The following is a 24,691-nucleotide window of genomic DNA, read 5'->3' as shown; positions in this document are numbered from 1 at the left end:
AGAATAGTACTCCATTAATAAAAAAACAAACCCGCGTGTAGACGCGGGTTTGTTACAGTTTTTGCTGCTGTTATTCAAAATCAAGATAATTCCTAACACTTCTACCTTTGTTCTTGAGGTATATCTCGTTCAGGGGTTACTGGTATAACTTGCTCTTTCTCCAGCACCTCTTTTAAATCATCCTGAATTCTTCGATCCCAATGAGGAACACCGGAGCGATATGCCGCTCTACCTGTTAGGTGGGCGGATAAAGGTGCAGTTATAAATACAAAGACAATTCCTAGTAATAGCTTTGCACTAATATGATTCTGAAAAAATGCAAAATATAGAAATGCCCCAACTAAGACACATAACACACCGAGAGTGGCACTCTTCGCGGCAGCATGTGATCTTAGATAAACATCAGGTAGCCGTATCAAACCAATAGCACTAACGGCGCTAAGCAATGCCCCTGTAAGAATTAACAAGGCAAACAGCAACTCACCTGTAGTCTTGATCATTTCCATTTTCTAGCACCACTCCCTTTTCGATATATCTGGCAAAGGCTGTCGTTCCAATAAAGGAAAGAATTCCAATCAATAAAATAATTTCTATAAAAGCCTGCGTTTGGAGAAAGACAGATAACACGGCCACCATTGCTAGCAGATTAATTCCAATCGTATCTAATGCAGCGACTCGGTCAGGTAAAGAAGGTCCTTTCACCAAACGCCAAGCACATACGCCTATAGCTAAAGCCATGATTGTAATGGATAGCATAAGAATAAAATGAATCATTAGCGGGTCACCTCCAGTATCGCTCGCTCAAAGGTATCACGGATATTTGCCCTGAACTGTGCAGGGTCATCAACATCCATTGCGTGAATATACAATGTCCGATTATCATCCGACACTTCAAGCACCACCGATCCAGGAGTGAGGCAGAGCATCGTGATTAACGTTGCCACTTCCCAATCTGATTTCAGCTCTGTAGTATATTTGAGGATAGCTGGACGTATATTAAGCTCCGGTCTTAGAACGGCTTTTACCACTACATAACTAGAAACGACCAGCTCCCGCAGCAGCAACAGGATTAGCTTAATGATCGCCCACACTTTTCCAAGATATAGCCTGGGCCAAAAGCGTCGCATTCCGAGCAGAATGAGTATACCGAGCAGGAAACCAATGACGAAACGTGGCCCAGTCCAATCATTGTGCAGAAACATCCACAGGAATGCTATCATGAAATTCAATAATAGTTGAAAAGCCATAGTATCTACTCCTTCATGACAGCGTTAATGTATAATGCTGGATCGGCCAGTACGGCTCCGGCTTGGCTGACATATCCGTTTACCGTCTCAGCACCTACACCCATCAGAATTACAATCGCGAACAGAACAGCTGCCGGTGCCATCATAGCTTTATAATGAAGCGGTTTGACTTGTTCTTCCCTTTTCTCGCCACCCCAGAATACCTGCTGGAATACCTTGATCAAGGAATATAACACTATGAAGCTTGATGCAAGTGCAATTAGTGCCAGAGCCACATGATTCTGTCCAAATCCGCTACGCACCATCATCACTTTTCCAGCGAAACCACTAAGTGGTGGAACACCAACCAACGCCAAAGTCAGTACGAAGAACATCCAGCCGGTCCACGGATAGCGTCGGATTAAACCACCCATTTCTTTTAAGCGGTCGGTGCCCGATGCTGAGATAATCATCCCGCCCAGGAAAAATAATAATGCTTTGGCAACCATGTCATGCATTAAATAAAACACTACACCATTTAACGAATCCTGAGTCGCGACAGAAATCCCAAAAGCAATAAATCCAACACTGATGATGATATTATAATTAAAAATCCGCCCCAGATCGTTGTAAGCCAGTGCACCGATTGCACCAAGGATCATCGTCGCTCCCGCCATCCAGGCAATCAGTGAATGGGTGAGTCCCGGTTCTTGAATAAAAATCAATGTAAAGGTACGTGTAATGGCATACAATCCCACTTTCGTTAACAATGCTCCAAACAGTGCTCTAACAGCCACAGGTGGTGCACTATAAGAATCCGGAAGCCAGAAAAAGAGCAGCAAACCTGCCTTTATCGAAAATACGATCAGCAGCAGGACCGCAATGACGTTCATTACACCACCTTGTCCCGCCTCTGCTACACGCATAGATAGATGTGCCATATTCAGTGTTCCTGTTGCGGCATATAAATAAGCAAGCGTTGCTACAAACAAGGAAGAGGAAATCACGTTAACTAATACATATTTTAACGTCTCTCTCAGTTGACCTTTGGAGCCACCAAGTACAATTAAAGCGTACGAGGCAACTAACAGGACCTCAAAGCAGACGAACAAGTTAAACAAATCTCCGGTGAGAAAGGAGCCAAATACCCCAGTTAATAGAAAATGGAAAAACGGATAGTAATAAAACCTTTCTCTTTCTTCCCCAATGCTGGCGAAGGAAAAAAATAGACATGCCGCACCAACAATAGCACCGACTAGCACAAGTAAGGCCGCAAACATATCGGCAACAAACACAATGCCATAAGGTGGAAGCCATCCACCCATATATAGGGTCTGGATGCCCTTTGTACTTACCTGGTACACAATGATTCCAGCAACCAAGATATTTAAAAACACACTGACGGCACTGATAATACGTTGCAGATCCACTCGGTCTTTTAGAAAAATCAGTATAACTGCCGTAAAGGCCGGAATCAGCAGAGGCAGCACTAGCAAGTTGTTCATTGTTGTCTCTCCTCCTTGGTTCCTTCCACATCATCCGTGCCCGTCGAACGGTAAGTCCGGTATGCCAAAACAATGAAGAATGCTGTTACTCCAAAACTAATTACAATAGAGGTCAAAATGAGCGCCTGCGGTAACGGATCTACATACGCCTCCGCTTTTTCACCTAGCAAAGGTGGAGCACCTGTCTTGAGACCCGACATTGTCAGTAGCAGTAAATGAACACCATGGGTAATTAAATTAGTACCCAGCAGGATGCGTAGCAAGCTTTTGGAAAGGACTAGATAAACACCTACGGTAAACAATACGCCGATCGCCAAGGCAACAACAAGCTCCATTAGCTATCCCTCCCGATCGTAAGTATGATATTCATAGTGACACCAATAACAGCTAGATAAACACCAAGATCAAAGAACATTGCAGTGGTTAATTCTGTTTTGCCCATAAGCGGCAATTGGAAATACCCAAAATTTTGGCTCAGGAAGGGTACGTCGAATATAAATGAGCCAACCCCGGTAAGAAAAGCAATCGAAATCCCGATCGCAATTAACTTACGATAATTAATAGGCAGCACTTTCTCAACCATATCCATCCCAAAAGTAATAGCAAGTAGCACCAAACCTGCAGAAGCCATCAAAGCCCCAATAAATCCGCCTCCCGGATTATTATGACCGGCAAAAAACAAAAACAACGAAAATATCAGAATGATAACGAATGCTACTTTAGCTACCGCTTGCAGTAACACATCATCACTTCGGGAATAACGAGGCTTATTATAGGGAACAACCCTCTTCAGTTGGTCTGCTGTACCCTCTCCATCCAACTGCAGCTTGATCATGGAATAAATAGCAAGTGAGGCAAGGCCTAGTACTGTTATTTCAAACATGGTATCAAAGCCGCGGAAATCAACGAGCAGAACATTGACAATATTTTTACCGCCACCCAAAGTATAGCTATTCTCCACATAATATTTCGAGATGGATTCGAACGGACTACTGCCTAGAGCAGCAAGTGCAACCAATGTCATCGTTACGCCCATCCCGATGGAAATAGTTAGTTTCAGGAAATGCGCACGAGGTTTGAGCTTCTCTTTTTCCAGCCTAGGCAAATGCCTGAAACATAATAGGAACAATGTAACAGATACCACTTCAACAATCATTTGCGTAAGCGCCAGATCAGGAGCTCTGAACAGAACAAAGAGCAAAGTAACCATATAACCAACCATTCCTGTTAACAAAATGGCTGTTATTCTGGAACGCACAAACGGAATAGCTAAAGCACCTAGAAGCAAAACCATTACAGCAATAACCTCAAACAAAGAAAAAGGAGTATACTCAGTCGTACCAAGTGTAATTCCATCTGAATACCAGACGACACCGCAAATCGTTACGATCAAGAAGGAAAAAATATACATTAAATAATGTCTCATGGAACCAGTCATATAAGAACTAGTCACCCATCTAGACAATTTCTCAACCAGCCGGATTACTCCGTCATAGACTTGATTTAAAGTGTAGCCACTGCCCCATTCTTTATCGACCAGACTTAAGCGGCCATAGATTCGGTATACAGTAATACCAAGAATCACAACACCAAGTGTCATCCATACTTCTGGTGTAAAGCCGTGCCAGAAATGGATATTCACAACAAAAGGTTCCCCGGTCTGCAAGATAGGGTGAATAGCATTCATTGCAGGGATAATAAGTGTATTAGATAATATATTCGGGAAAAAACCGATAAATATAGACAGCACTGCTAGCAGGCACGGGGCAAGCAGAAGTCCAAATGGGGCTTCATGCGGTTTTTTGTCCAGCTTCTCAGGCTGATATTTTCCGAAAAAGGTGTGGAATACCAAAATCATACTGTATGCAAAAGTAAACACGCTGGCAATCCAGGCCAAAACCGGGAAGAGCGTAAACAACGAGGGAATAGAGAATATATCCAAGTTTCGGATATTCAGGACAGCTGTAAAAAACATCTCTTTACTTAAAAATCCTGAAAATGGCGGCAAACCAGCCATGGAGAAACTGCCGATCATCGCTACCGTAAAGGTAACCGGCATAATGGAAATCAGTCCGCCCAGCTTTCGCAGGTCGCGGGTACCCGTCTCATGGTCAACTATACCGACCATCATAAACAAAGAGCCTTTAAAGATGGCATGGTTAATAAGGTGAAAGATAGCCGCTGTTGTTGCAGCAGTGTAAAAGACTGAATCTTCCCCTGCATAAAATGCCGCTGCCGATCCCATTCCTAGCAATCCCATAATCAGTCCAAGTTGACTAATCGTTGAATAGGCTAATAGAGCCTTCAGGTCCGTCTGCTTCATCGCCTGGATAGAGCCATAAATCAAGGTGATCAAACCGACGCCTGACACAACCCAGAACCACTCATATTGCCCCGCAAAAATAGGGCTGAAACGGGCGACAAGATACAATCCAGCTTTAACCATCGTTGCTGAGTGAAGATATGCGCTGACGGGTGTCGGTGCCTCCATGGCATCCGGCAGCCAGATATGGAACGGGAACTGCGCTGATTTGGTGAATGCACCTAATAGAATTAATAGCATCGCTGGAATAAACAACGCATGCTCACTAATATCGCCAACCTCGCTCCAAATTTCCCGAATACTAAAGGTGCCTGTCATCACATACAGCATTAAAAAGCCGGCAAACATCGCTAAACCACCAAATACGGTAATCAACATAGATTTAAGAGCACCATACCGCGATTTTTGCCGCCGATGCCAGAAAGCAATCAGCAGAAATGACGAGACACTTGTTAATTCCCAAAAACCGTATAGCACCATCAAGTTATCCGAGAGCACAACGCCAAGCATCGCTCCCATAAACAACATTAAATAAATATAAAAAGGGGTCAACGCTTCTTTTCGCTTGTCTAGATAATAAATCGAATAGATAATTACAAGACTACCCATTCCAGTGATTAACAAAGCGAACAGTAAACTTAATCCATCCAGATGGAAAACCAAATCAATGCCTAGGGAAGGAATCCATGAAACGGTTTCATATCCCAAATCCCCTCCCTTAATAACGGGAATCCGGGTTAAAAAATATACAAACAAAGCGAGTGAACCGGGGAAAACAAGCCATCCTCTATGAAGGTTGGATGCTCTCTTGGTCAAAAGTGCGATTACTAAGGCCATTAGAAACGGAACAAGTATGATTACATGCAGCAAAGGCAGTCCTCCTTTTCCACTTGAGCTTATCAAGTTGTGAACTTTAGTACTTACTTTTTTACCAAAAGCCAAAGATCATATGATTGGAAGGGCCCTTAATAATAGGCCCTCATGAAGATAAGGGCACGCCGATTATAAAGAATCGGTCAATGTGCCATCACAAATATGCAAATATCTAGCCTTTCCATCTTCTTGCTCAATTCTGAATAAACCGTTCTCAAATTCTGTGTGTAATTCGTGAAAGAACTTTCCTTTAAGCGAATACTCTCCCTTAGGTTCATCACTGAGCTGATACTCATCCCCGATTTTGACCAGGTAGGCGATTACGCCTTCCTCATGGGTTTCTTCCAGCCCGGCGCGCATCCGTTGAACGGCGACTACATGCAGATCCATCATTTTCATTTTACCAATGAGTTCATTGATGAAATTGCGTTTGGTAAGCTCCTGCCATCGAGTCTGAGCAGATTGTCCAATGACGATCTGCGTAACCTCATTCTTTTCAGCTACTTCTACAATAATATCAGTTGTTTTTCGGCCTTCACGTTTCCGAATGATAAATTCTGCGCCAGCTTCATCGGCAAGACGTTTCCAAACCGTCATATACATTTCTTTGCTCTGATTATATTCATCATTGTCCGAACTATCGACATTTAATACAAACAATGGGGCCCCTATTATTTCAGATAGTTGCACACCACGCCGGATTAAACGTTCCCCATGCGGACCATAATGAACACAAACCATAATCTTTTCATTGTGTATGACCTTCACCCTCCTGTAACATGGCCAAGAAATACAAAAGGAGCCTACTGGCGTTAGGCCCCTTGCGTAAATCTAAAACCGATAAGTTATACTTAATTATATCTATTCCTATGTTTTTTGTAAAGTTTAATGGTTATCATGGAACATATTTCTACGTGATGCTTGTACTATGCCCTTTTTTTGAAGTTATCATACAATGAAAATTTAAATATCCCTTTACAGGAATATTCACTTAATGGTATATTGTAAATGCAAACAGGAAATACAAGGAAGTAGGCCTGTTTAGTCGCTCCATCACGGCCCGTCATATGAAATCCGAATCAAATCAATGAATCGAAGTGATGCTTGTTTATGAATACTAACGTAATGAGTGCTTTAGCAGAGCCTAATCGTATGCAGATCGTTGAATTATTACGCGAGAATCCCCTAACCGTTGGAGAGATCGCAGAAAGTCTTCAGCTGCGGCAGCCTCAAGCGTCCAAGCATTTGCGTGTTCTCAGTGAAGCAGGCCTTATTGAAGTTCAAGCTGTTGCTAATCGGCGCATTTGCAAGCTCCGCCCTGACCCTTTTAAGGAATTAGACACTTGGTTAGAATCCTACCGTCATATGTGGGAGGAACGCTACGATCGACTGGATGATTATTTGCAGAAGCTTCAAAGCAAGGAATTTGATAATGAAAAGTAAACGAGGAGGATTTATCCAATGACAAATTCTAACCAAACCAACCAACTAGTATCCAAAGTTGAAGGCAGCACTCTAATATTAGAGCGTATTTTTAAAGCTCCACGTGAGCTAGTTTTTAAAGCTTTTTCTGAGGCTGAGCATTTGAAGCATTGGTGGGGGCCAAAAGGCTGGACACTTCCCGTATGCCATGTCGATTTTCGGCCAGGAGGTACTTGGCATTATTGCATGAAGTGCGAGGATAAGAGTCAGGGAGATTTCTACGGTATGGAGTCTTGGGGTAAGGCGATTTATCGGGAAATTTCGATTCCAGAGCAAATTATTTACACGGACGGGTTCTCAGATGCCGAAGGTAATATTTCAAAAGATCTGCCCGAGACACTAGTCCAACTAGATTTTATCGAGCTGGATGGTCAAACGAAGCTGGTTAACACCGGTAAATACGCTTCTCCAGAAGCGTTACAACAAGTGATTGATATGGGGATGCTACCGGGTATTTCACAAACCTTTGATAATTTGGACGTACATCTTGAGAATATACAGAAGCATAGCTAAGAGAAGATAAGATAAATAGGACGATGCAAGGATACTCTCTCCTGCTCGTCCTTTTATTCATTTTGCGGGAAATAAGAACCTGAGGCTACTCGGAAAATATTGCAGAAAAAACGTGTCATTATGCGTGCCTAATGGATCTGTCTCAAACATCACCCGCTGATCAGCTCCATCTATCTTCTCTTTTAAAATATCAAAAGCACGTTTACTATTAGGCACCATGTCCTTCTGTGCATTAGTCTTTTGGATTCCTTCCTGTTCACCTACATACATATAGACTTTGCATTCCCTATCTAACTCTGAAGTCTCCATATAATGTATAAAATCTTTGAACCACACAGACGCGGATATGAATATAAAATTATCAAAAACAGACTCCGTCTTGTACATCGCATACAGACTTATTAACCCACCTAGTGATACACCGCCTAATGCTAATTTGCCCGGCTCATGAGAGATGCGAAAGGAACGAATTATATGCGGGACCAGTTCCTTATATACGTAATCCAAATAGTCATCCCCCTTGCCCCCAAAGGACCAATCCTTAAAAAGAGCAGGCATTTCCCAAGGTGTATATTCATCATTACGAAGCTGAGAATCAATCCCGATAAAAATAACCGGTTCTGTAATCCCCGCCTCCACATCCCTTTCTATATCAGCAATCGACTCTTTGAACAAGAAATCGCCATCCTGTAAGAAAACCGCCGGGAAGCTTCGCTCAGTAAACAAATGATATGCTTTAGGGAGATACACGATAATTTGTCGCCCCATATGTTCAAAAGTAGTAAGTTCTCCTAACATCATCCTGCATCATATCCCCTTCCTTAACAATTCAACATACGGAACGCTCTGCTCATGATGGTCGGTACTACTGACGCGTGGTTTTCATCTGGCGCTATGTAATGCTCAACCTTCAAATCAGGCAAAGAATACTCACACAATTTCGAAAATAATCCTTTAGCATCATCGACCATAAACGCCTCTTCACTGCCCACTGTGATCAATAGCTTTCTTTTCTCGGATCTTATCGTTTGACCCTTCTTATAAAACTCCTCCGCATACGCCAAGATTTCATGATCATTCCACCAAATCGAGGGGCTAGAGGCCAAATAATACTGGAATAGCTCGGCACGAGTAAACAGCGTCAGGAGAACAAACAACCCGCTTAATGAGTGACCAAACAAAACTTGCTTATGCTGATCGATATTATATTTTTCAGAGATCAGGGGCATTAATTCCAACTCTAAAAAAGATAGTAACTTTTCAGCACCACCATGTGGTCCTATGTCAGCATTTTTCAATCGATCCGGATATACATACTGCTTCGCAGGAGGCGTGAAATCATAAAATCTTCTTTTAGAGACCTCATCATCTGAACCATAATGCCCAATGCCAATCACGATGGCTGGTGCAATCAAAGTTTTCGGCGCATTTCTTGACTGCAATTTCACGACATCCCGACCCAATTGAAAATATGAATTGCCATCGAGCATGTAATAGACGGGAAATCCATGCTCAGGGGCCTCTTCTCTCGGAATTGAGACCTTTATATCATACGTGTAGCCCATATACTGAGATTCTAACTTCCATGATTCTGTGCGTTCGAGTTCAACTTGTGTTGACATATGTGCTGCTCACTCTCCCCTACACTCTTGACTTGGCTAATAAATATAAGAAATAGGGAATGCCAATAATCGAAACGACTATTCCCACAGGCAACTCTGCTGGCTGAAATAATGTTTTGGCAAAATAATCCGAGATCACCAGCAAGAACATCCCAACCACTGCACTGGATAACATAATATAGCGGTGATTAATCCCTACTAATCTTCTGGCGATGTGAGGAGCCATCAATCCTATAAAACCTATAGAACCGGATACAGATACACAGACACTTACAATCCCCACACTGCATAACAGAAAGATCAGCTTTTCTTTTTCTACGGAGATCCCCAAGCTTTTTGTGCTGGAATCCTCCAATTGAAAATAATTGAGCAAATAGCTTTTTCGATACATCACAAATCCTAAAATCAGCACCCAAGGTGTGATCATTATGATATAAATCCAATTCGCGCTGTAAATACTTCCGACACTCCATACCGCAGCCATTTCATAATCACTTGCATTCATTTTTAAAGAAAGATACAACGACAACGCCCCAAAACCACTGCTTATCGCGATCCCTGTCAATATCAAACGTTGCATATCAAGTGCACCATTCCGCCAAGAGAAAATAAAGATCACCACAACTGCGGCAAGCCCCCCCACAAAACCAAAGAGTGGCATGGCTAGTATCGAAAACCAGCTTTCTTTAAAAAAAGTAACTCCTGACATCTGAAAGAAAAACATAAATGCAACGATAGCAGCTCCGGCACCGGCATTAATCCCAAGGATACCTGGATCAGCCAGCCCGTTTCGGGTAATGCCTTGAATAACCGTTCCAGCCATCCCCAGACCTATGCCTACTAATGAAGCAATAATGATCCGTGGTAGTCGAAATTGAAAAATAACCAGGTCAAATTTAGGATTGGGATCTATTCGCAGCAGCGTTTTTATCACATCCATGACAGACATATCAAAAGCGCCATTCGTAAGATGAAAATACCCCGCCACAAGTGTTAGCAGGATAAAAGCTAATAGCGTCAATATATAGCGACTAAACTGTATTTTGCCTCTATCCACGTTGCTCTCCCCCCTTAACCCGAATTAAATAAAGGAAGAACGGGATTCCAATAAAGGCTGTCACAACGCCTATTGGCGTCTCAAACGGAAAATTAATATACCGGCTTAAGACATCACAAAATGCTAAAAAAACAGCCCCAATGACTGCTGAGCAAGGAATGATGAAACGATAGTCGATACCAACGATAAAACGTGTAATATGAGGGATAATTAGACCCACAAAGGCTATCTTACCGACTAAAGCTACTGCTGTTCCGGTTAGACATACAACAGATAAAATGCTGACGATTTTCACCCATTTTGTCCGTTGACCCAAGCTAATTGCCGTTTCATCCCCTAGGGAGGCAACCATTACAGATTTAGAAATACTAACTGCCAAGAGCAGACCAACGATTATAAAAGGAATGGACAATATTAGCATATCTGGATTTACAGTATGTATTTTCGAGCTATACCAAACGCTAACATTTTGTGAGACTTGAAAAAACATCGCTACGGCTGAGGCAATACTACTTAAAAATGTACCAATTACAGTACCAATAATGGCTAGTCTGACTGGAGATAAGCCGTTTTTGACTAATGAGCCAAATCCGAAAACCAAACCCGCTCCGATAGCGGAACCCACCATGGATAAAAGAATCATATGAACATTCGATAATCCAGGATAAAACACCATAGCCAACGTAATAACAAATGCCGATCCGTCATTTACTCCCATAATTGATGGTGATGCAAGATAATTCCGTGTAACGCCTTGCATTAACGCCCCTGAAACAGCTAGGGCCGCTCCAACTAATAAAGCGGCGATTACACGCGGTAATCTAGATGTCATAATAATGTTATGGTCCACATTATTTGCATCGAAGTGTGTAATCGCCTGCCAGATTGTTACTATTCCAATATCCTTAACACCATATAAGACGGATACAACCATTGCTAATACGATGAATAATGGAGAAGTTGATAGGATCAATATAACTTTCCAATTTTTTGTATTCATCTTATTCATCGCACCTTCGGTTTTACTTCAAGAGATTTTCAATTGCAGCATCCAGGAATCTTACTTTAGACCAAGCCGTGCCACCTTGCGCCAACGGATCAATTGCATTTACAAAGACATGATTGTTTTTGACAGCATTTACGCTTTTGAAGATCGGATTCTTAAGTAAATCATCAAGTGCCGTTGCATTATCCGTATTCTCACTGGTCTCAAACTGCAAGAAAATATAGTCCGGATTAATTTCCGCTAAAGCTTCTAGTGAAAGCTCAGCTTGAGCTTTAGTAGTTGTTATTACTTCGGGAATGGTAGCACCTAAATCTTCGTAAATAACCGGATTCAGGTAAACACCCGCTGGATACACACACATACTACCCTCACGAATACGAATAACTAGAATTGATTTATCTTTCAACTTTTCTCCAACGTCAGCCTTTGCACTAGCAGCTTTTGATTCATAATCGCTAATAATCTTTTCTGCTTCTGAGGTCTTTCCGGATAATTGACCTAGTAAAAGCAGATTATCTTTCCAATTCGTTGAGATATGTGAATAAGGAATCATCGTTTGAATTTTATTAAGCGCACCCGACACATCTTCACCAAACTTGGAAGACCCTAAAATAACATCTGGATCTAGCTGCAAGATCGCCTCATTACTTGGAGCAAATTTATCCCCCACTAAAGATGCACCAGCTAATTCCGTTGACAGATAACCTGGAATGGCATTTGCTATAGCAAGTACGCCTACAGGTTTCACTCCTAGGATTGCAGCATCTTCCATAGATTCCAGACTTGCAGCTACGATATTGTGAATCTCTGCAGGTACTACATAATCCTTGCCTAGATATGTAATGGTTTGTTCAGTGGCTACCGCCTCCTGAGCCGTATTTCCTTTGTTGTTTGCATTTCCCTCTGCTGCTACGGCGGAATTATTTGCACTTTTTGAAGCTGCGTTATCCTTTTCATTGTTACCGCAAGCCGCCAAACTCAAAGCTAAAACCGCTGATACCCCTGCTAAAAAAACTTTTTTCTGATTCATTTTCTCTCTCCCCATACTTATTTTTTTTATCATTCCTTAAAATAATGTAATGATAATGAGAATCGTTATCATAATAAATCATATGAGAATAATTATCAATACCATTCTTTAAATAGTTGAAATTTTGTAAATTGTCAGATCAGTATTAAGGGAGAAATTTCCGCAGGTGACGTAATTGTTAAAAAAGAAAATGGTGCTGGCGGTGCATCCGTGTCACATGTACTGCATCTAATGAAGGTTGGTCTTCAAGAGGCGTACGCTCTGGCAGAGCTTGTCGAGCTAGATGCACTCTCTGTCGTAGTTCGGAATAAGTTTCGTAAACAGTTGGGTCTGCCAATGGCCTAGACTCTACCGTCCTATTAAGAACACCGAAGGCGTTTATGCTTGCTATAATAGAATTTTTAAAATTTCTAGATTGCGGAGAAATGTGAAATGAACTCAAGGTATGGGCCTATATTCAACTGTTGGCCATGGGGAGCCCTGTTTTTAATTAAGCACACGCCTCTTTGGGATGACGGACCGAGCGGACCTTAAATCCTTAGAATACATGTTTTAGTCAAGCTTACGGACAAATGTATGCAAAAAACCGAATACAATGTGCCGAAGGTAACGTAATAAGCCAAATGTATGCGAAAAACCGAATACAATGTGCAGAAGGTAATGTAAAGGAGCCAAATGTATGCGAAAAACCGAATACAATGTGCCGAAGCTAACGTAAACGAGCCAAATGTATATGAAAAACCGAATACAATGTGCCGAAGGTAACGTAAACGAGCCAGCGCCGATACACATGCTGAAGAACATGCAGAAGAACCCGCATCAAATGCGGGTTCTTCTGCGCTTAAATATAAATTCAACTTTTTCATCAGCGTATAAATTACGGCATATATTTCTCAGCAATGCTGGTGACATATCCGTCTTTTTTAGTAATCACACACGGGGGCACAAAATCAGTATATTGCTTGAAATATTCAATAAACTCCTGCTTGCTTACTTCTTTTAGAGCACCCGTATTAGCATCAACTATAGAATATCTCGTATCCTCTGTAACCTCTAATGGATCGGTATACGTATATTTGTTAAGGATATAAAATCCATTGGGCATATCCTCATCTGGATTAATATTCAACCCTTTAAAGCGAGCGGAATCCTCCATTGTTAGCCATTCAATGTTATCAAAATCAAAGGAATGATTCTCCAGGCTAAGATTAAAAACATAGCCTATTAATATACTCTCGGGCGTGTTCGCAAAATCATCAGCTGTAGCCTCATTGTCCACCACAAGCTGATCCAGCTTAACATGCTGACCCATTCCAATATCATTGCTTATATAATTCATGGCGACCTGCAAAGGATCAAGTAGTGCTGGCTCCTCACCCTGATCAGCTAATGTCTGCAGACGGGCATAATATTCAGCTATCGTAACATCGGTTTGAGGTGTATTGTAATATTCATTTCCATTCGAATCCTTCCAGCGTTCTACGCTCCAAATTCCTGAATCTCCTTGAATAACAGGTTGGGATAACAACAGTTGGCTTGTTTCGCCTGTAGTTAAGGGGAATTTCACTAGAATATGCTTCCCACTATAAGTTTCATGCGGAAGGTGATGGTTTGCTTCAAGAAACACACGCACTGCCATTTCCTGACCGGCTGGTGTGGATATGTCATTCTCTCCACTCCTGATTACGCCCAAATATTGTGGTGTTGAATTCATAATGGAAAAAATAAGTATCGGTTTTCCCATGCTTCCTTCTTCGGTGATAAATCCATCAACCACATTTTCCGTCATCGTCAGCTTAGTTGGATCATCCGGTTTCAAGCGATATTCTAAACTCCAAATTTCCAAGGGTGTTGCAAACAGATCGTCGAATGACGCTATTTTTTCAAGCTTAGTAATTTTACTGTCAACCATATTAACTTTTGTACTATTCTCATAGCTCGTAATGTTCTGCTCCATAAATTGCTCGGCATAATCCTTTACGGTTAATGGATCATTTTTCGGATTACTTATGAGTCCGACACACAGCGCAGCCACAACTATGATTGCGACTAAAACAACCCAAAAGGCTGGTTTTTTGTAATTTAAAATATTTTTTATCCGCCCTTTCGTGTTGCTCTCTCCAAAGGCAAGCGGTGAACCGCCCATAAATCGTCTTCCAGTAGATAAGGATAAGAGTGAGGTCGAATATTCCTTTTTGATTCCGCTGCCCATCTGTCTTATGACGCTTTCGTCACAGGACTTCTCCATATCATCACTCATCAGATAAAAAGCAAGCCAAACCACTGGATTAAACCAATGTATACACAGAACAGCGAACGCGAGAGGTTTTATGATGTGGTCGCATCTGTGTATGTGCACTTGCTCGTGTTTGATGATATAAGCTTTTTCATGATCGGAAAGACCGTTTGGAAGGTATATTCTAGGCTTAAGGAAGCCGAATACAAAAGGTGTGGAGATGCCGTTATGTTCATATACATTTTCGAAAAGAGGGGTTGCGGCTCTTAAATTTCGTGAAAGTCGAACAGTAGCAACAATGCTGTAGATGAGCAGCAGCCCAATCCCGATCAACCATATATATTGGCCTATGTTAATCCACGCGTCTGAAGGATTTGAAGGGATTATACCACTTGGTGCAACAGGTGAAGAGGAGATAGGTACAGGTGATATATTATTTACGGCTTGCTCGGATGTGTTGATTACATTTTGGATTTGAGGCGTTTGTGTGTATAGCTTATTTAGAGGTGAGTTCTGTACTTCAGATGGGATAAAACTAAATATACTCTCAATCGAGAACGGACACAGGAGTCGGATCAAAACCACAGACCATAAGGCATAGGAGAATATTTTGGGAACTTTTCTTAAGAACAGCCGTGCCACGATGATAAACACAATCACATAACTTCCCGTAATGCTCATGTTTAAAAGTTGTCCAAACAGCTGATCCACCGTTACTCCTCCTTATGCTCATGGATTAGTCTTAGAACATCATCAATTTCGCTGTCACTTAATTTCCGGCTCTTTGTAAAAGCAGCCAAAAATTTGGGTAACGAACCGCCGAAGGTTTCCTTCACAAACGCCTTGCTCTGCTCCGCATAAAAGTCATCCTTTTTGATAAGAGAACCTACCACACCATTATCATTGATAAAAATCTCTTTAGCTTCAAGTCTTTTTAACATCGTATACATCGTAGATTTCTTCCAGTTGAGCTCGGATTCACATAACTTCACCAGATTTCCTGACGGAATTGGTTCATGATCCCATATTAATTCCGCAAATCTACCTTCCATTTCGGTCAGTCTGAGATCCTTCAACCTTGCGCCTCCCGTTGGTCTACAATTCCTAGACCTTCCATTTGAATTAGAGTTTACAACTTGTAGACCATTTTGTCTACAAAAATTTCCAGTACAAAAAAAGAGACTCTGTCTTTGCAAACATCGCCTCATTGTTATCTTTATTACGGATAAAACACAGATAAGTCACGGAACAATAGTCCGCTCTCTTCTAGTCTGTTAAGCACCTCTTCTACATCAGTTACAATATGGCTTTCTCGCTCATGAGCTGTATTGATTAACCACGGTTGCCCCTGTCTTAAAAAACAAAGATCATCGGGCACTCTAGTCTGCACCCATGAGTACAAGCTCGTAGAATAAGATAGTAGGATATCGACCGCATCCGGTGAACATCTAAAATAATAAACATCTGCATAATGTCCCATAAGCCGAGTTCCCGGCCAATAATCATCTTTGACGATCTCTTTGAGAAAAGGCTGTAACCGTTCCAATAGTTCATATCCTTCTGACTCTAACTCCATCTGATCCCGTTTGACCAAAATAAATTCATCACACACTTCCATAGCTACCTGTATCAGCGTCTTATAGGCCTGACCCGTTGGGTCCTGCAAAATAGTATTTATAATAATGTCCGCCCCTTACTTGTTTGTATTATTTAAATACTCCTGATGCATCCTTCCCCAGCCACACATGCTATCCAAAACAGTAATTAGTGATTTGCCATGTTCTGAAATACTATATTCCACCCTCAATGGAAGCTCATGATAGCTCTCACGATCGATAAGTTGATCCTCTTCAAGCTCCCGTAGTTGCTTAGTTAATGTCCCTTGAGAGACATCTGGAATAATCCGTCGAAGTTCGCCAAATCGTTTGGTACCATCTATCAATAAAATAAATAAAATGAGCGGCTTCCACTTTCCACCGATCTTATCAAGCGTTGTAAGCACTCCGGCCAATCTCGGCTCCAGTAAATCCATGTGATCATCTCTTTCGATAGTTAATCTATTTCACAGCTAGTACGAACAATCGTACCTAGTACGAAAAAAGTGCGTACTGTGCAGAATTTCTTTTATACCTAATAATAAAAAACAGAACTTAAAAGTCCATTTAACTATGAACGGAGTAGATAAAAATGTCCAGTATTTCATTAAAAAACCAGCGAATCGTCATTATCGGAGGAAGCTCCGGAATAGGGCTCGCGACTGCCAAACAAGCGGTTGAACAAGGCGCATATGTCATAATCGCTGGGCGTTCACAAGATAAATTAGAAAAAGCTCAACAAATTCTAGGGTCCGAATCTACCGAAACTCATTCGCTTGATAATCAAAATGAAGAAGACTTAAAGTCTTTTTTTGAAAAAATCGGCAACTTCGATCATTTGTTCACTCCCGGCGCCTCTTATGTTAGAGGACCGATTACTTCAAGCTTAGAGATTGCTCATAGCTGCTTTAATGCAAAGTTCTGGCCTCAATATAATGCTGTGAAATGCGCGATCCCATATATAAGTCCAACCGGCTCTATTGTTCTGATGTCTGGCGCATTCAGTCAACGACCACTTGCAGACGGTGCCTCCTATGCCGCTTGTAACGGCGCGATTGAGAGTCTAGGAAAAGCATTGGCTGTTGAGTTAGCTCCGATTCGTGTAAATGTCATCTCCCCAGGCACCATTCATACCAACTTTAATTGGGAAGGTGCAGAACAGGAAACTAGAGACAAAGCTTACAACGAATATACGAATATGAATATCCTTGGCAGGGTAGGACATGCCGACGAAGCAGCACATACAACCATTTATTTGATGACTAATAACTATACTACGGGAAGCACCCTATTTCCTGATGGGGGTTATATTTTGCGATGAGAAATAAAAAAGCCCATATATTTGGGCTCAAAACCAAAATTAGCTATTGAAAATCGAAGCACGGAAAAACGAGGATAGCAATAGAAAAACATCTGCAAATCCTGTATGACGGGTTCTCTTAATCTTGTTATCACAGAAGGCAACCACACGGGCAATGGGGAAATGGACCTGAAGCATAGCGGAAGTTTCTTTACAGCAACTGAAAAGCCCTTGACCCATTCACAAGCAATGGGCTCAAGGGCATATCGTTGTTTGGTTCATATCTGAATTATTTCAAAGAAACCGTTTCCCCCGGCTTCACTTGCACAGCATCTCCATCTGCACTGAACCATACGGATAGAGCCGAAGGGTTATGCACTGACAGGCCGGAAACCGAAAAGCGCAATTCGTGCAGCGCCTTCATATAAAGGACAATTTCCATATTGGTCGCATACCAAATATCCGGCTGACCGCCTACCATTCCGCAAAATTGCTCCAGTTGGTCCCAGTTTTGATTATTATGAAATTCATAGCTGTGCCCCCATACATACAGCAGTGCTAATGTGGGATGCCTGGGCGCAAATTCAAGGAAGAGTTGCCCGTATTTCAGCATATCGCGATGATGACAGGTGGGGTCCCACAATAAAAAATCCTTCGGTACATCAAAGCCGCCATGGATCCCGGTCGTTCTGGCATACTCTATACCCAGGGAGGGAAGAAGTGCTATAACCCGCTGATCCCAGGATCCGTGAGGATACGACAAGCCCTTTACGGGATATTCCGCTAATTGCTCCAATTCCCGGCGGTCCTGCAGGATTTCATCCGCAATCCTTTCTTTTGGAGACAAGCCCAAATACGGATGCGTAGCCGTATGGGTAGATACTTCATGCCCGGCGTATAACTCCCGCACCTCCGAGCGTTCTACATAACCTTGGTTGCCAAGCAGCCCGGAATTGAGATGAAACGTCCCCCTGATGCCCGCCTTGTTCAAAATTTCGACTAGCTTTCTGTCATATTCTCTTCCATCATCGTAACTAAGCGTAAGTGCCTTTTTCTTTCCGTCCGCAAAACGATCCAATCGTATCTTCATACCGCTGCCCCATTTCCTATTTCTTCATAATTACGCTTCCTGATAACGGTTTTCCTATCGTTTGAAACACTGGAGAGACCGTTGAATCAAGGCCCTGCCAAATTTGTAAAGTAAGCAGCGATCCACGATCCATCAACGGATTTTGATCCTGAACCATCAGGCGGACCGTATACGTCTCCCCATTCGTTTCGCCGGTTCCTTGCAAATAGGCCCTGCCTGCATCGTCAACGACCAGCCAGTCTATTTTAGTGATCGTCATGTCCAGTCCCTGAGGCTCCGCGTGTGTGCGGAATTCCGCCTGATTCTCCCCGTAACCCCACCGTACATTCAAGTGAGCCTTCTTGGCCTTTACCCCCATGAACGGCTGGTTTCCGTCAAGCTCAATAGACCCGTTGATTTGCAGAGCCCCCGCAGATGGATCATAGACCGCGATGTGAGATACCTTCTCTGTGATTTGATAAAACGGATTATCCAACAGCTTCGTTTTCACTTCGTACAAGCCTGCAGAGAGCGTCAAGGGCATTAAAACTGATCCGCCGACATCCGTCAGGTAAACACTACTTGAGACCGTTGCCTCTACCGGACTCCGTATTCCATCCGGGTTTAGCGCCGACAATGTCCATTGAATCGGTAAATTCTCCAAGGACCCGTAGCTGCCGTCCTGCTCTTGAATCACTATTGCGGACAATGTCAAACTATCGTTCACATTATGTGATTCGGCTCCAACATATTCGACGGATGCTCTTTCTTTGCTTATGGCTAGTAAACCGGCGGCTTCGGTTCCCTTATAGAAGTTCTCGTCGCTCCCATCGTATATGACCTTTAGCGGCATATTCCATGTATCGGATCCTTCAGTTGCACCTACACCCACCTTGTACTCGATCCGGGCTATGCCCTCTGAATCCGATTGTCCTATACCCGCGAGGGCATCGTTCACCATAAAACGGACCTGCTCTCCCTGGGCCGCGCCGCCACCTTTATCCTTCAGCACCGCTTGCAGAGAAACAACGTCACTGTATTGACCGCTTACAGGCGGCATTTCCAGAACCATGCTGCGATATACCGAAAAACGAACCGTTTCACTTGTTTGATTTCCGGCTTGGTCGGTGGCTTTAACGATCATGGTATGCGCACCCTTTTCCGTCACGCTTGTTCCAGGCATCCATGGTTTTCCGTCCAAGAAAGCTTCAACATCCTTCTGGTCGTTGTCGGCATCCTTAACCTCCACAACAGGGGTAACCGCATCCGTATAAACCTCTCCTTCTTTCACACCGCCAATCGTAATAACCGGAGCGGTCCCCCGGACCCACTGCATGAGACGGAATTTACTCGGTACCTTGCCGTCACCGATTCCGCCTCCCCATTCCAGATAACCCCGTCTCAGGCCTCCGTCGTTTTCGTTTACCAAGAGTGAAAAGCTGATCACTCCGTCATCGGTTTGAACCGGAAGCAGCTCCGACCAAGGAAGTGCCAATTCGTAAGTTGTTACTTTTTGACTATCATCCCGTGACACATGAAGCGCACCGTTGGTCACTATCCCGCTCGCAACACCGGCAGGGGCGATCCAGCGGTAGATTTGCGGTCCTTCCTGGGTCTGCGAAATGCCGTATTCATAATAATTCATGTCCTCCGCCGGCAACCCATTCGAAATGGCGAATTGAATGCTGTCGTTGTTCCAAATGTTCGCTCCGTTGGCCGGATAGGCAAACGTATCGTCCTTGATTTCAGCCGTCAGATAGAAATGCTCCCGGTCGTAATGCAGCCACACATTTCCGCTCAAATCGTCGGCGCCTTTATAACCGCTTACCTTCACCCCGCCCTTGGAAAGATCAATTGTCGCCGGCCTCGCTGTGATGGGCGGGTCCGGAACGCCATCTACCTCTGCGGATCCGGGGTATACCGGGTTGAATTCGATGTTCCCGGCATACGAGAACGTTTTGTCGCCGCCATATCCAACTGTCACGGCTGCGGAATAATTTTGGCCGGTTTGGATGCCTTCAAGCGGAATTTCAAAAGCACTGGTCGAATCAGCCGGTACGATTTGATTTAGCGGCATCTGACCGGACAGGGTTCCAAGCTGCCAATCAATGCGTTCAACGGACAATTCGTTTCGTTTGGATAAATTGGACAATACTACCTTCAGCGTTTTATTCGCCGTATCGGTACCAACGATAACAGGCCGAATGCGGATTTCTTCAGAGGCCCCGACAGTTTCGGAATGCCGCAGCATTCCAACCCAATCGTTCCCGGACTTCACATATCCCGTTATAAGCCGTGATCCCGGCTCCTTCAATCCGTCAACGGCAATCGTTACTGTCCGACGCTCACCGCCGGCTGCATTCAGATCGAACGTTCGGTTCTCAATATGCAGAGTAAAATCAAGCGGTTGAGAAGCAGCATTGTCCGTCTGTACATTCATTAGTACCTGTTCACCTGCTACAGCAGCTTCGCCCGTAACGGTGAATGTGGAATCTTCCGCAATGCCCTGGATATCCCCCTTAATGTAAAGCGGTTCCCCATTCAGGCTTACATATACTTTCCCTTGGTAAGGCGAATACGTTTGCGAATTGCCCATCATATCGGTAATTTGAACGGGATGATCGGTCAGAATCGCGCCTGAGACAGGGGATATGGACCATACTGCCCTTACCTTGCTGCCATCCTTGTCAAACAAGTAGCTCTTCATGCTTCCCCCAAGCTGCTCTTCCTGAACAAATTGCGCGCCGGTAAGCTCCCTGGTCATAGCGGCATAAGCGGCGTAGGCGGGTTTTGGCGTAAAGGCTCCCCCTTTATCCTGGGCGTTGCGGAGTATGCCGAAATTGTCCTCATTGTAATCATCGCGCACTCCATCGTTCACCAGGTCATACCAGAATGTTTTCTCAATTCCGCTTGCAAGCGCAATGACATAATAACGCACCATATATTCCGCTTGCGTGATTTCATCTACGCCTCTCGTCGATTGATAGGTCGGGTATCCGAACTCGGTGGCCCATATCGGCTTCAGTTCGCCGTGATTGTATTTCCGGATCAGCGCTTTGATCTGATCGATGGAATCCTTCAGTCCTTCCGGGGATTGCGGATACCGGTAAGGATGCAGAGAGACAACGTCCATGTACTGGAGCCCTCCGAGCTTGAACACTTCCTCAATCCAGCTCACCGCATCCTCAGAAGCGACAATACCGATCACAGGAAAATCCGGATGATTGGCTTTGATCGTTTCATACGTTTTCTTCAGCAGCTTATAATAATATTCCGGCTGAGAGTTGGCAGGACTATTCCCTCTTTTGCCGAATCCGCCATTAAATTCGTTGTACGCTTCCGCAGCGACAAGCTGGTCTTCATACTGGTCGACATACGCTTCCGCATAGTTCGCAAACCCTTCCCGTCCTTCATCGGTGTATGGAGTGGCATTGTTGTCATAGAAGGGATTGTTGAACCCGGAAACAAATAGCATATCAAGGCCGGCTTCCTTTAGCATACTCATGTAGTCGTTCGGCACCGGGCTGAAGGTGTACACTCCCTTCGTCCGTTCGATCCCATTCCATTCGATCCCGTCCCGGATCGTTTTGGCCCCGGCGTATTGAATGAGAGGGACCACATTTCTTTGCCCGCGGTGCAGATGCGTCGCAATACCGAACGGAGACTCCTCCACCGAAGAGACATCGAAGGGGGAAAGCACGGCGAATGAAGTTTTCAGTTCAACCGGTGTAGTCCCTTCCTTTGCGACGGAAGCCTGAAAAGTAAAATACCCGTGTCTCGTAAAAGGTACCTCTACGGTTACTTTTCCTGCTTCGTTGACGTTGCTGCTGCCTTGGGAAATGCTTTCTCCCTGCATATCGTAAACGGACCACGTTACGCTTGGGAGTAGTGTCGCAACCTGTAGCTGAATCGGTTCGTTATCCATAAATACATTGCCAATCTTCGTTTGCACAAGCTTCGTTTTGGGAATAGTTGTTGAAACAAAAGGACCATCGTTCGACCAGTGATTCTGATCGTTTCCGGCTTCGATTTTATAGGTGTAGGCCTTATCCAGATCCGTATCCAAAATGGAATGATGCCATGATGTACCGTTAACCGTCGCCATGAGTTTTCCGTTTTGGTACACTCTGTAATTGGCCGCACCGGTGGTGTTATTAGCTTCGGACCAACTCAAGTCGATTCCGGTATCGTTCATACGGGTGACCCGAACGCTGCTGCCGGAGGGCCAGACAGGCGCAGACTCATCGGAACGCGTATCGGATAAGGATAAATAGGGCTGATTCACTTCACTTTCCTTGCTGTTTATATAGATAAGCGAACCGGCGGTTGCCTGCTGCGTTAAACCGAAGCTTGCTGTCCTGTCTGATACCAATTGAGCCTTCACAAAAGACGTGACGTCCACTTGAATCCATTTCCAGGTGAGCCCCACATTGACATTGGCCAAGTAATGGTCGGCAGACGGTTTATAGGACCACGTCGTCAAAGTTTCACCCCACGAATCGTCCTCCACCCCGTACAATTGGAAGCTGTACGGACTGCCGTTCGAACTGGCGACTGCGGCATATACGTTCAGCTTTACCGAACCGGGCTCTCCCGTGTACGAGCTTAGATCGAATTTCATATAGGATTCGCGGGTATAGTTGGCATCCCCGGACCATGTCCGGACCTGAAGCAAAGGGGATGTGCCATAATTCAGGTTGGCGCTCGAACCTCCGTTCAAGTACGTATCCGCCGCCGGAAGGATATTCGAAATATGGGGCATCGCACCGGCCATGGCAGTGCTTGCTCCAGGTTCCGCAGCATAACCGACACCAAATCCGCCTGCCAATAAAGAGACAATCATTCCAACAATAGTCAATGTCAAGAATCGTTGACCTGTACGAATCCGGGATCTTGTCTTCATTTAATTCTCCCCTTCGAAAGTGAACTGTCGATTTTCACTTACCCTTTCACGGAACCGAGCATAGCCCCTTTTACAAAGTATTTCTGCACCCATGGATACACCAGAATAATGGGCCCTATCGAAAGCAACGCTATGCCGGAGCGGACGTTGTTCATTGCAAGCTGGGCTTGCCGTGCATTATTGTTGAACATCAAATCATTGCTTTGTTCGCTTACGGATGTCAGCATTTCCCGCATGATTACTTGAATAACGGTCAAACTCCGGTTGCGAATATAAATCATCGCGTCAAACCATGCATTCCAATGCTCAACAGACGCCCATAGCGAAATCGTAGCCAGCACGGGAGCCGAAACCGGCAAAATGATTCTGAACAACAGTGTCAAATACCCGGCACCGTCGATCATGGCGGATTCCTCCATCGCTACGTCCAGCGACATAAAATAATTCCTCATGATGATAATGCTGAAAATAGAAACGGCCCCCGGAATAACAAGAACCAAAAAGTTGTCAAGCAGCCCCAAACTGCGGATGATCAGATAAGTGGGGATCAGCCCCCCGCCAAAAAACATGGGGATGATAAAAAAGGTCGTAAGCCACCCACGGAATGGGAGTTCTTTTTTTGCAAGAGGATAAGCCGCCAATATGGTAAATAATACTTCCAATAACGTTCCCAACACTGTTCGTAAAACCGAATTCATATAGGGTCGGATGATCTCGCCGGAGGAAAACAAAAACCGGTAAGCCTCAATGGTCCAGATGTCCGGCCACAAATGAAAGCCCAGCGTGGTGGCTTCCCTACCATCCGAAAAGGATAATACTACCACCTGCCAGAACGGATAGAGAACCATGAAGGAGAATAAGACCATAAACGAACTGTTTACTGCATCAAACCACCATCCGGGACGGAGCTTGAACCGGTTTCTGCCTAGTCTTGGCTGCATTTGTCCCATC

The 24,691-nt window shown here is 44.0% G+C and carries 23 protein-coding genes; 4 read left to right on the top strand and 19 right to left on the bottom strand.

Annotated features, from left to right (window positions below):
* Positions 1 to 101 precede the first annotated feature (101 nt).
* From mnhG to PAENI_RS03685, 7 genes are all read right to left on the bottom strand, one after another.
* Positions 102 to 506, bottom strand: a complete 405-nt coding sequence (gene mnhG / locus PAENI_RS03715; protein WP_042187627.1) for a monovalent cation/H(+) antiporter subunit G — start codon at positions 504 to 506, stop codon at positions 102 to 104.
* Positions 481 to 774 carry a Na(+)/H(+) antiporter subunit F1 gene (locus PAENI_RS03710; RefSeq protein ID WP_042187626.1) on the bottom strand — a complete coding sequence of 98 codons (294 nt, stop codon included), beginning with the start codon at positions 772 to 774 and terminating at the stop codon, positions 481 to 483. Before PAENI_RS03710 ends, mnhG begins: the two co-directional genes overlap by 26 nt.
* Positions 774 to 1,247: a Na+/H+ antiporter subunit E gene (locus tag PAENI_RS03705; protein WP_042187625.1), complete on the bottom strand. Its 474-nt coding sequence runs from the start codon at positions 1,245 to 1,247 to the stop codon at positions 774 to 776. The genes PAENI_RS03710 and PAENI_RS03705 overlap by 1 nt, the downstream gene beginning before the upstream one ends.
* 5 nt (positions 1,248 to 1,252) lie before the next feature.
* Positions 1,253 to 2,731 (bottom strand): Na+/H+ antiporter subunit D, encoded by a 1,479-nt coding sequence (locus tag PAENI_RS03700; RefSeq protein ID WP_042187623.1) that lies wholly within the window; start codon positions 2,729 to 2,731, stop codon positions 1,253 to 1,255.
* Positions 2,728 to 3,066 (bottom strand): Na(+)/H(+) antiporter subunit C, encoded by a 339-nt coding sequence (locus PAENI_RS03695; RefSeq protein WP_076282807.1) that lies wholly within the window; start codon positions 3,064 to 3,066, stop codon positions 2,728 to 2,730. Before PAENI_RS03695 ends, PAENI_RS03700 begins: the two co-directional genes overlap by 4 nt.
* Positions 3,066 to 5,930, bottom strand: a complete 2,865-nt coding sequence (locus tag PAENI_RS03690; protein WP_149644579.1) for a Na+/H+ antiporter subunit A — start codon at positions 5,928 to 5,930, stop codon at positions 3,066 to 3,068. The genes PAENI_RS03695 and PAENI_RS03690 overlap by 1 nt, the downstream gene beginning before the upstream one ends.
* A 126-nt stretch (positions 5,931 to 6,056) precedes the next feature.
* Positions 6,057 to 6,695, bottom strand: a complete 639-nt coding sequence (locus tag PAENI_RS03685; protein WP_231573438.1) for a universal stress protein — start codon at positions 6,693 to 6,695, stop codon at positions 6,057 to 6,059.
* A gap of 342 nt (positions 6,696 to 7,037) precedes the next feature.
* Here PAENI_RS03685 and PAENI_RS03680 point away from each other — a divergent pair, with 342 nt between their 5' ends.
* On the top strand, positions 7,038 to 7,370 hold the full coding sequence (locus PAENI_RS03680) for an ArsR/SmtB family transcription factor (RefSeq protein WP_149644286.1): 333 nt from the start codon (positions 7,038 to 7,040) through the stop codon (positions 7,368 to 7,370).
* An 18-nt stretch (positions 7,371 to 7,388) separates the two neighbouring features.
* Positions 7,389 to 7,922, top strand: coding sequence for an SRPBCC domain-containing protein (locus tag PAENI_RS03675; protein ID WP_042187617.1), 534 nt, complete (start codon positions 7,389 to 7,391; stop codon positions 7,920 to 7,922).
* A 57-nt stretch (positions 7,923 to 7,979) separates the two neighbouring features.
* Here PAENI_RS03675 and PAENI_RS03670 read toward each other — a convergent pair whose 3' ends face one another.
* From PAENI_RS03670 to PAENI_RS03650, 5 genes are read right to left on the bottom strand one after another with little or no spacing between them, the layout of a single operon-like run.
* Positions 7,980 to 8,723: an alpha/beta hydrolase gene (locus PAENI_RS03670; RefSeq protein WP_149644285.1), complete on the bottom strand. Its 744-nt coding sequence runs from the start codon at positions 8,721 to 8,723 to the stop codon at positions 7,980 to 7,982.
* A gap of 20 nt (positions 8,724 to 8,743) precedes the next feature.
* Entirely contained in the window at positions 8,744 to 9,544 is an 801-nt protein-coding gene (locus tag PAENI_RS03665; RefSeq protein ID WP_188114465.1) for an alpha/beta hydrolase, read from the bottom strand.
* Between the two features lie 19 nt (positions 9,545 to 9,563).
* Positions 9,564 to 10,601, bottom strand: a complete 1,038-nt coding sequence (locus PAENI_RS03660) for a FecCD family ABC transporter permease (RefSeq protein ID WP_262495489.1) — start codon at positions 10,599 to 10,601, stop codon at positions 9,564 to 9,566.
* A complete protein-coding gene (locus PAENI_RS03655) occupies positions 10,594 to 11,610 on the bottom strand; it encodes a FecCD family ABC transporter permease (RefSeq protein WP_149644284.1) in 1,017 nt (338 codons plus the stop codon). The genes PAENI_RS03660 and PAENI_RS03655 overlap by 8 nt, the downstream gene beginning before the upstream one ends.
* Positions 11,611 to 11,623: 13 nt before the next feature.
* Positions 11,624 to 12,637 carry an ABC transporter substrate-binding protein gene (locus tag PAENI_RS03650; RefSeq protein WP_149644283.1) on the bottom strand — a complete coding sequence of 338 codons (1,014 nt, stop codon included), beginning with the start codon at positions 12,635 to 12,637 and terminating at the stop codon, positions 11,624 to 11,626.
* Positions 12,638 to 12,847: 210 nt separating this feature from the next.
* On the opposite strand from PAENI_RS03650, the gene PAENI_RS32480 reads away from it, so the two are divergent.
* Positions 12,848 to 12,982, top strand: a complete 135-nt coding sequence (locus tag PAENI_RS32480) for a hypothetical protein (protein ID WP_262495488.1) — start codon at positions 12,848 to 12,850, stop codon at positions 12,980 to 12,982.
* A gap of 532 nt (positions 12,983 to 13,514) precedes the next feature.
* Here PAENI_RS32480 and PAENI_RS03645 read toward each other — a convergent pair.
* The 4 genes from PAENI_RS03645 to PAENI_RS03630 all read right to left on the bottom strand — a co-directional run bounded on the left by PAENI_RS03645 (position 13,515) and on the right by PAENI_RS03630 (position 16,905).
* Positions 13,515 to 15,584, bottom strand: a complete 2,070-nt coding sequence (locus tag PAENI_RS03645; protein WP_149644282.1) for a M56 family metallopeptidase — start codon at positions 15,582 to 15,584, stop codon at positions 13,515 to 13,517.
* A 2-nt stretch (positions 15,585 to 15,586) separates the two neighbouring features.
* The gene (locus PAENI_RS03640; protein ID WP_149644281.1) at positions 15,587 to 15,949 is read right to left on the bottom strand and encodes a BlaI/MecI/CopY family transcriptional regulator; all 363 of its coding nucleotides are present in this window, start codon (positions 15,947 to 15,949) and stop codon (positions 15,587 to 15,589) included.
* A gap of 143 nt (positions 15,950 to 16,092) precedes the next feature.
* On the bottom strand, positions 16,093 to 16,539 hold the full coding sequence (locus tag PAENI_RS03635) for a hypothetical protein (protein ID WP_052404264.1): 447 nt from the start codon (positions 16,537 to 16,539) through the stop codon (positions 16,093 to 16,095).
* A gap of 27 nt (positions 16,540 to 16,566) precedes the next feature.
* On the bottom strand, positions 16,567 to 16,905 hold the full coding sequence (locus tag PAENI_RS03630) for a winged helix-turn-helix transcriptional regulator (protein WP_149644279.1): 339 nt from the start codon (positions 16,903 to 16,905) through the stop codon (positions 16,567 to 16,569).
* A 155-nt stretch (positions 16,906 to 17,060) separates the two neighbouring features.
* Here PAENI_RS03630 and PAENI_RS03625 point away from each other — a divergent pair, with 155 nt between their 5' ends.
* Positions 17,061 to 17,789: an SDR family oxidoreductase gene (locus PAENI_RS03625; protein ID WP_149644278.1), complete on the top strand. Its 729-nt coding sequence runs from the start codon at positions 17,061 to 17,063 to the stop codon at positions 17,787 to 17,789.
* A 268-nt stretch (positions 17,790 to 18,057) separates the two neighbouring features.
* Here PAENI_RS03625 and PAENI_RS03620 read toward each other — a convergent pair whose 3' ends face one another.
* From PAENI_RS03620 to PAENI_RS03610, 3 genes are read right to left on the bottom strand one after another with little or no spacing between them, the layout of a single operon-like run.
* A complete protein-coding gene (locus PAENI_RS03620; protein ID WP_149644277.1) occupies positions 18,058 to 18,858 on the bottom strand; it encodes a polysaccharide deacetylase family protein in 801 nt (266 codons plus the stop codon).
* A gap of 16 nt (positions 18,859 to 18,874) precedes the next feature.
* Complete coding sequence (locus tag PAENI_RS03615) at positions 18,875 to 23,740, bottom strand: CBM96 family carbohydrate-binding protein (protein WP_149644276.1); 4,866 nt, start codon at positions 23,738 to 23,740, stop codon at positions 18,875 to 18,877.
* 38 nt (positions 23,741 to 23,778) lie between these two features.
* Positions 23,779 to 24,690 carry a carbohydrate ABC transporter permease gene (locus PAENI_RS03610; RefSeq protein WP_262495487.1) on the bottom strand — a complete coding sequence of 304 codons (912 nt, stop codon included), beginning with the start codon at positions 24,688 to 24,690 and terminating at the stop codon, positions 23,779 to 23,781.
* Position 24,691: the final 1 nt, after the last annotated feature.

Source organism: Paenibacillus sp. B2(2019) (assembly GCF_008370385.1).
GTDB lineage: Bacteria > Bacillota > Bacilli > Paenibacillales > Paenibacillaceae > Paenibacillus_AQ.
The sequence above is the reverse complement of the archived record's forward strand: the minus strand, read 5'-3'. Positions and strand labels throughout refer to the sequence as shown.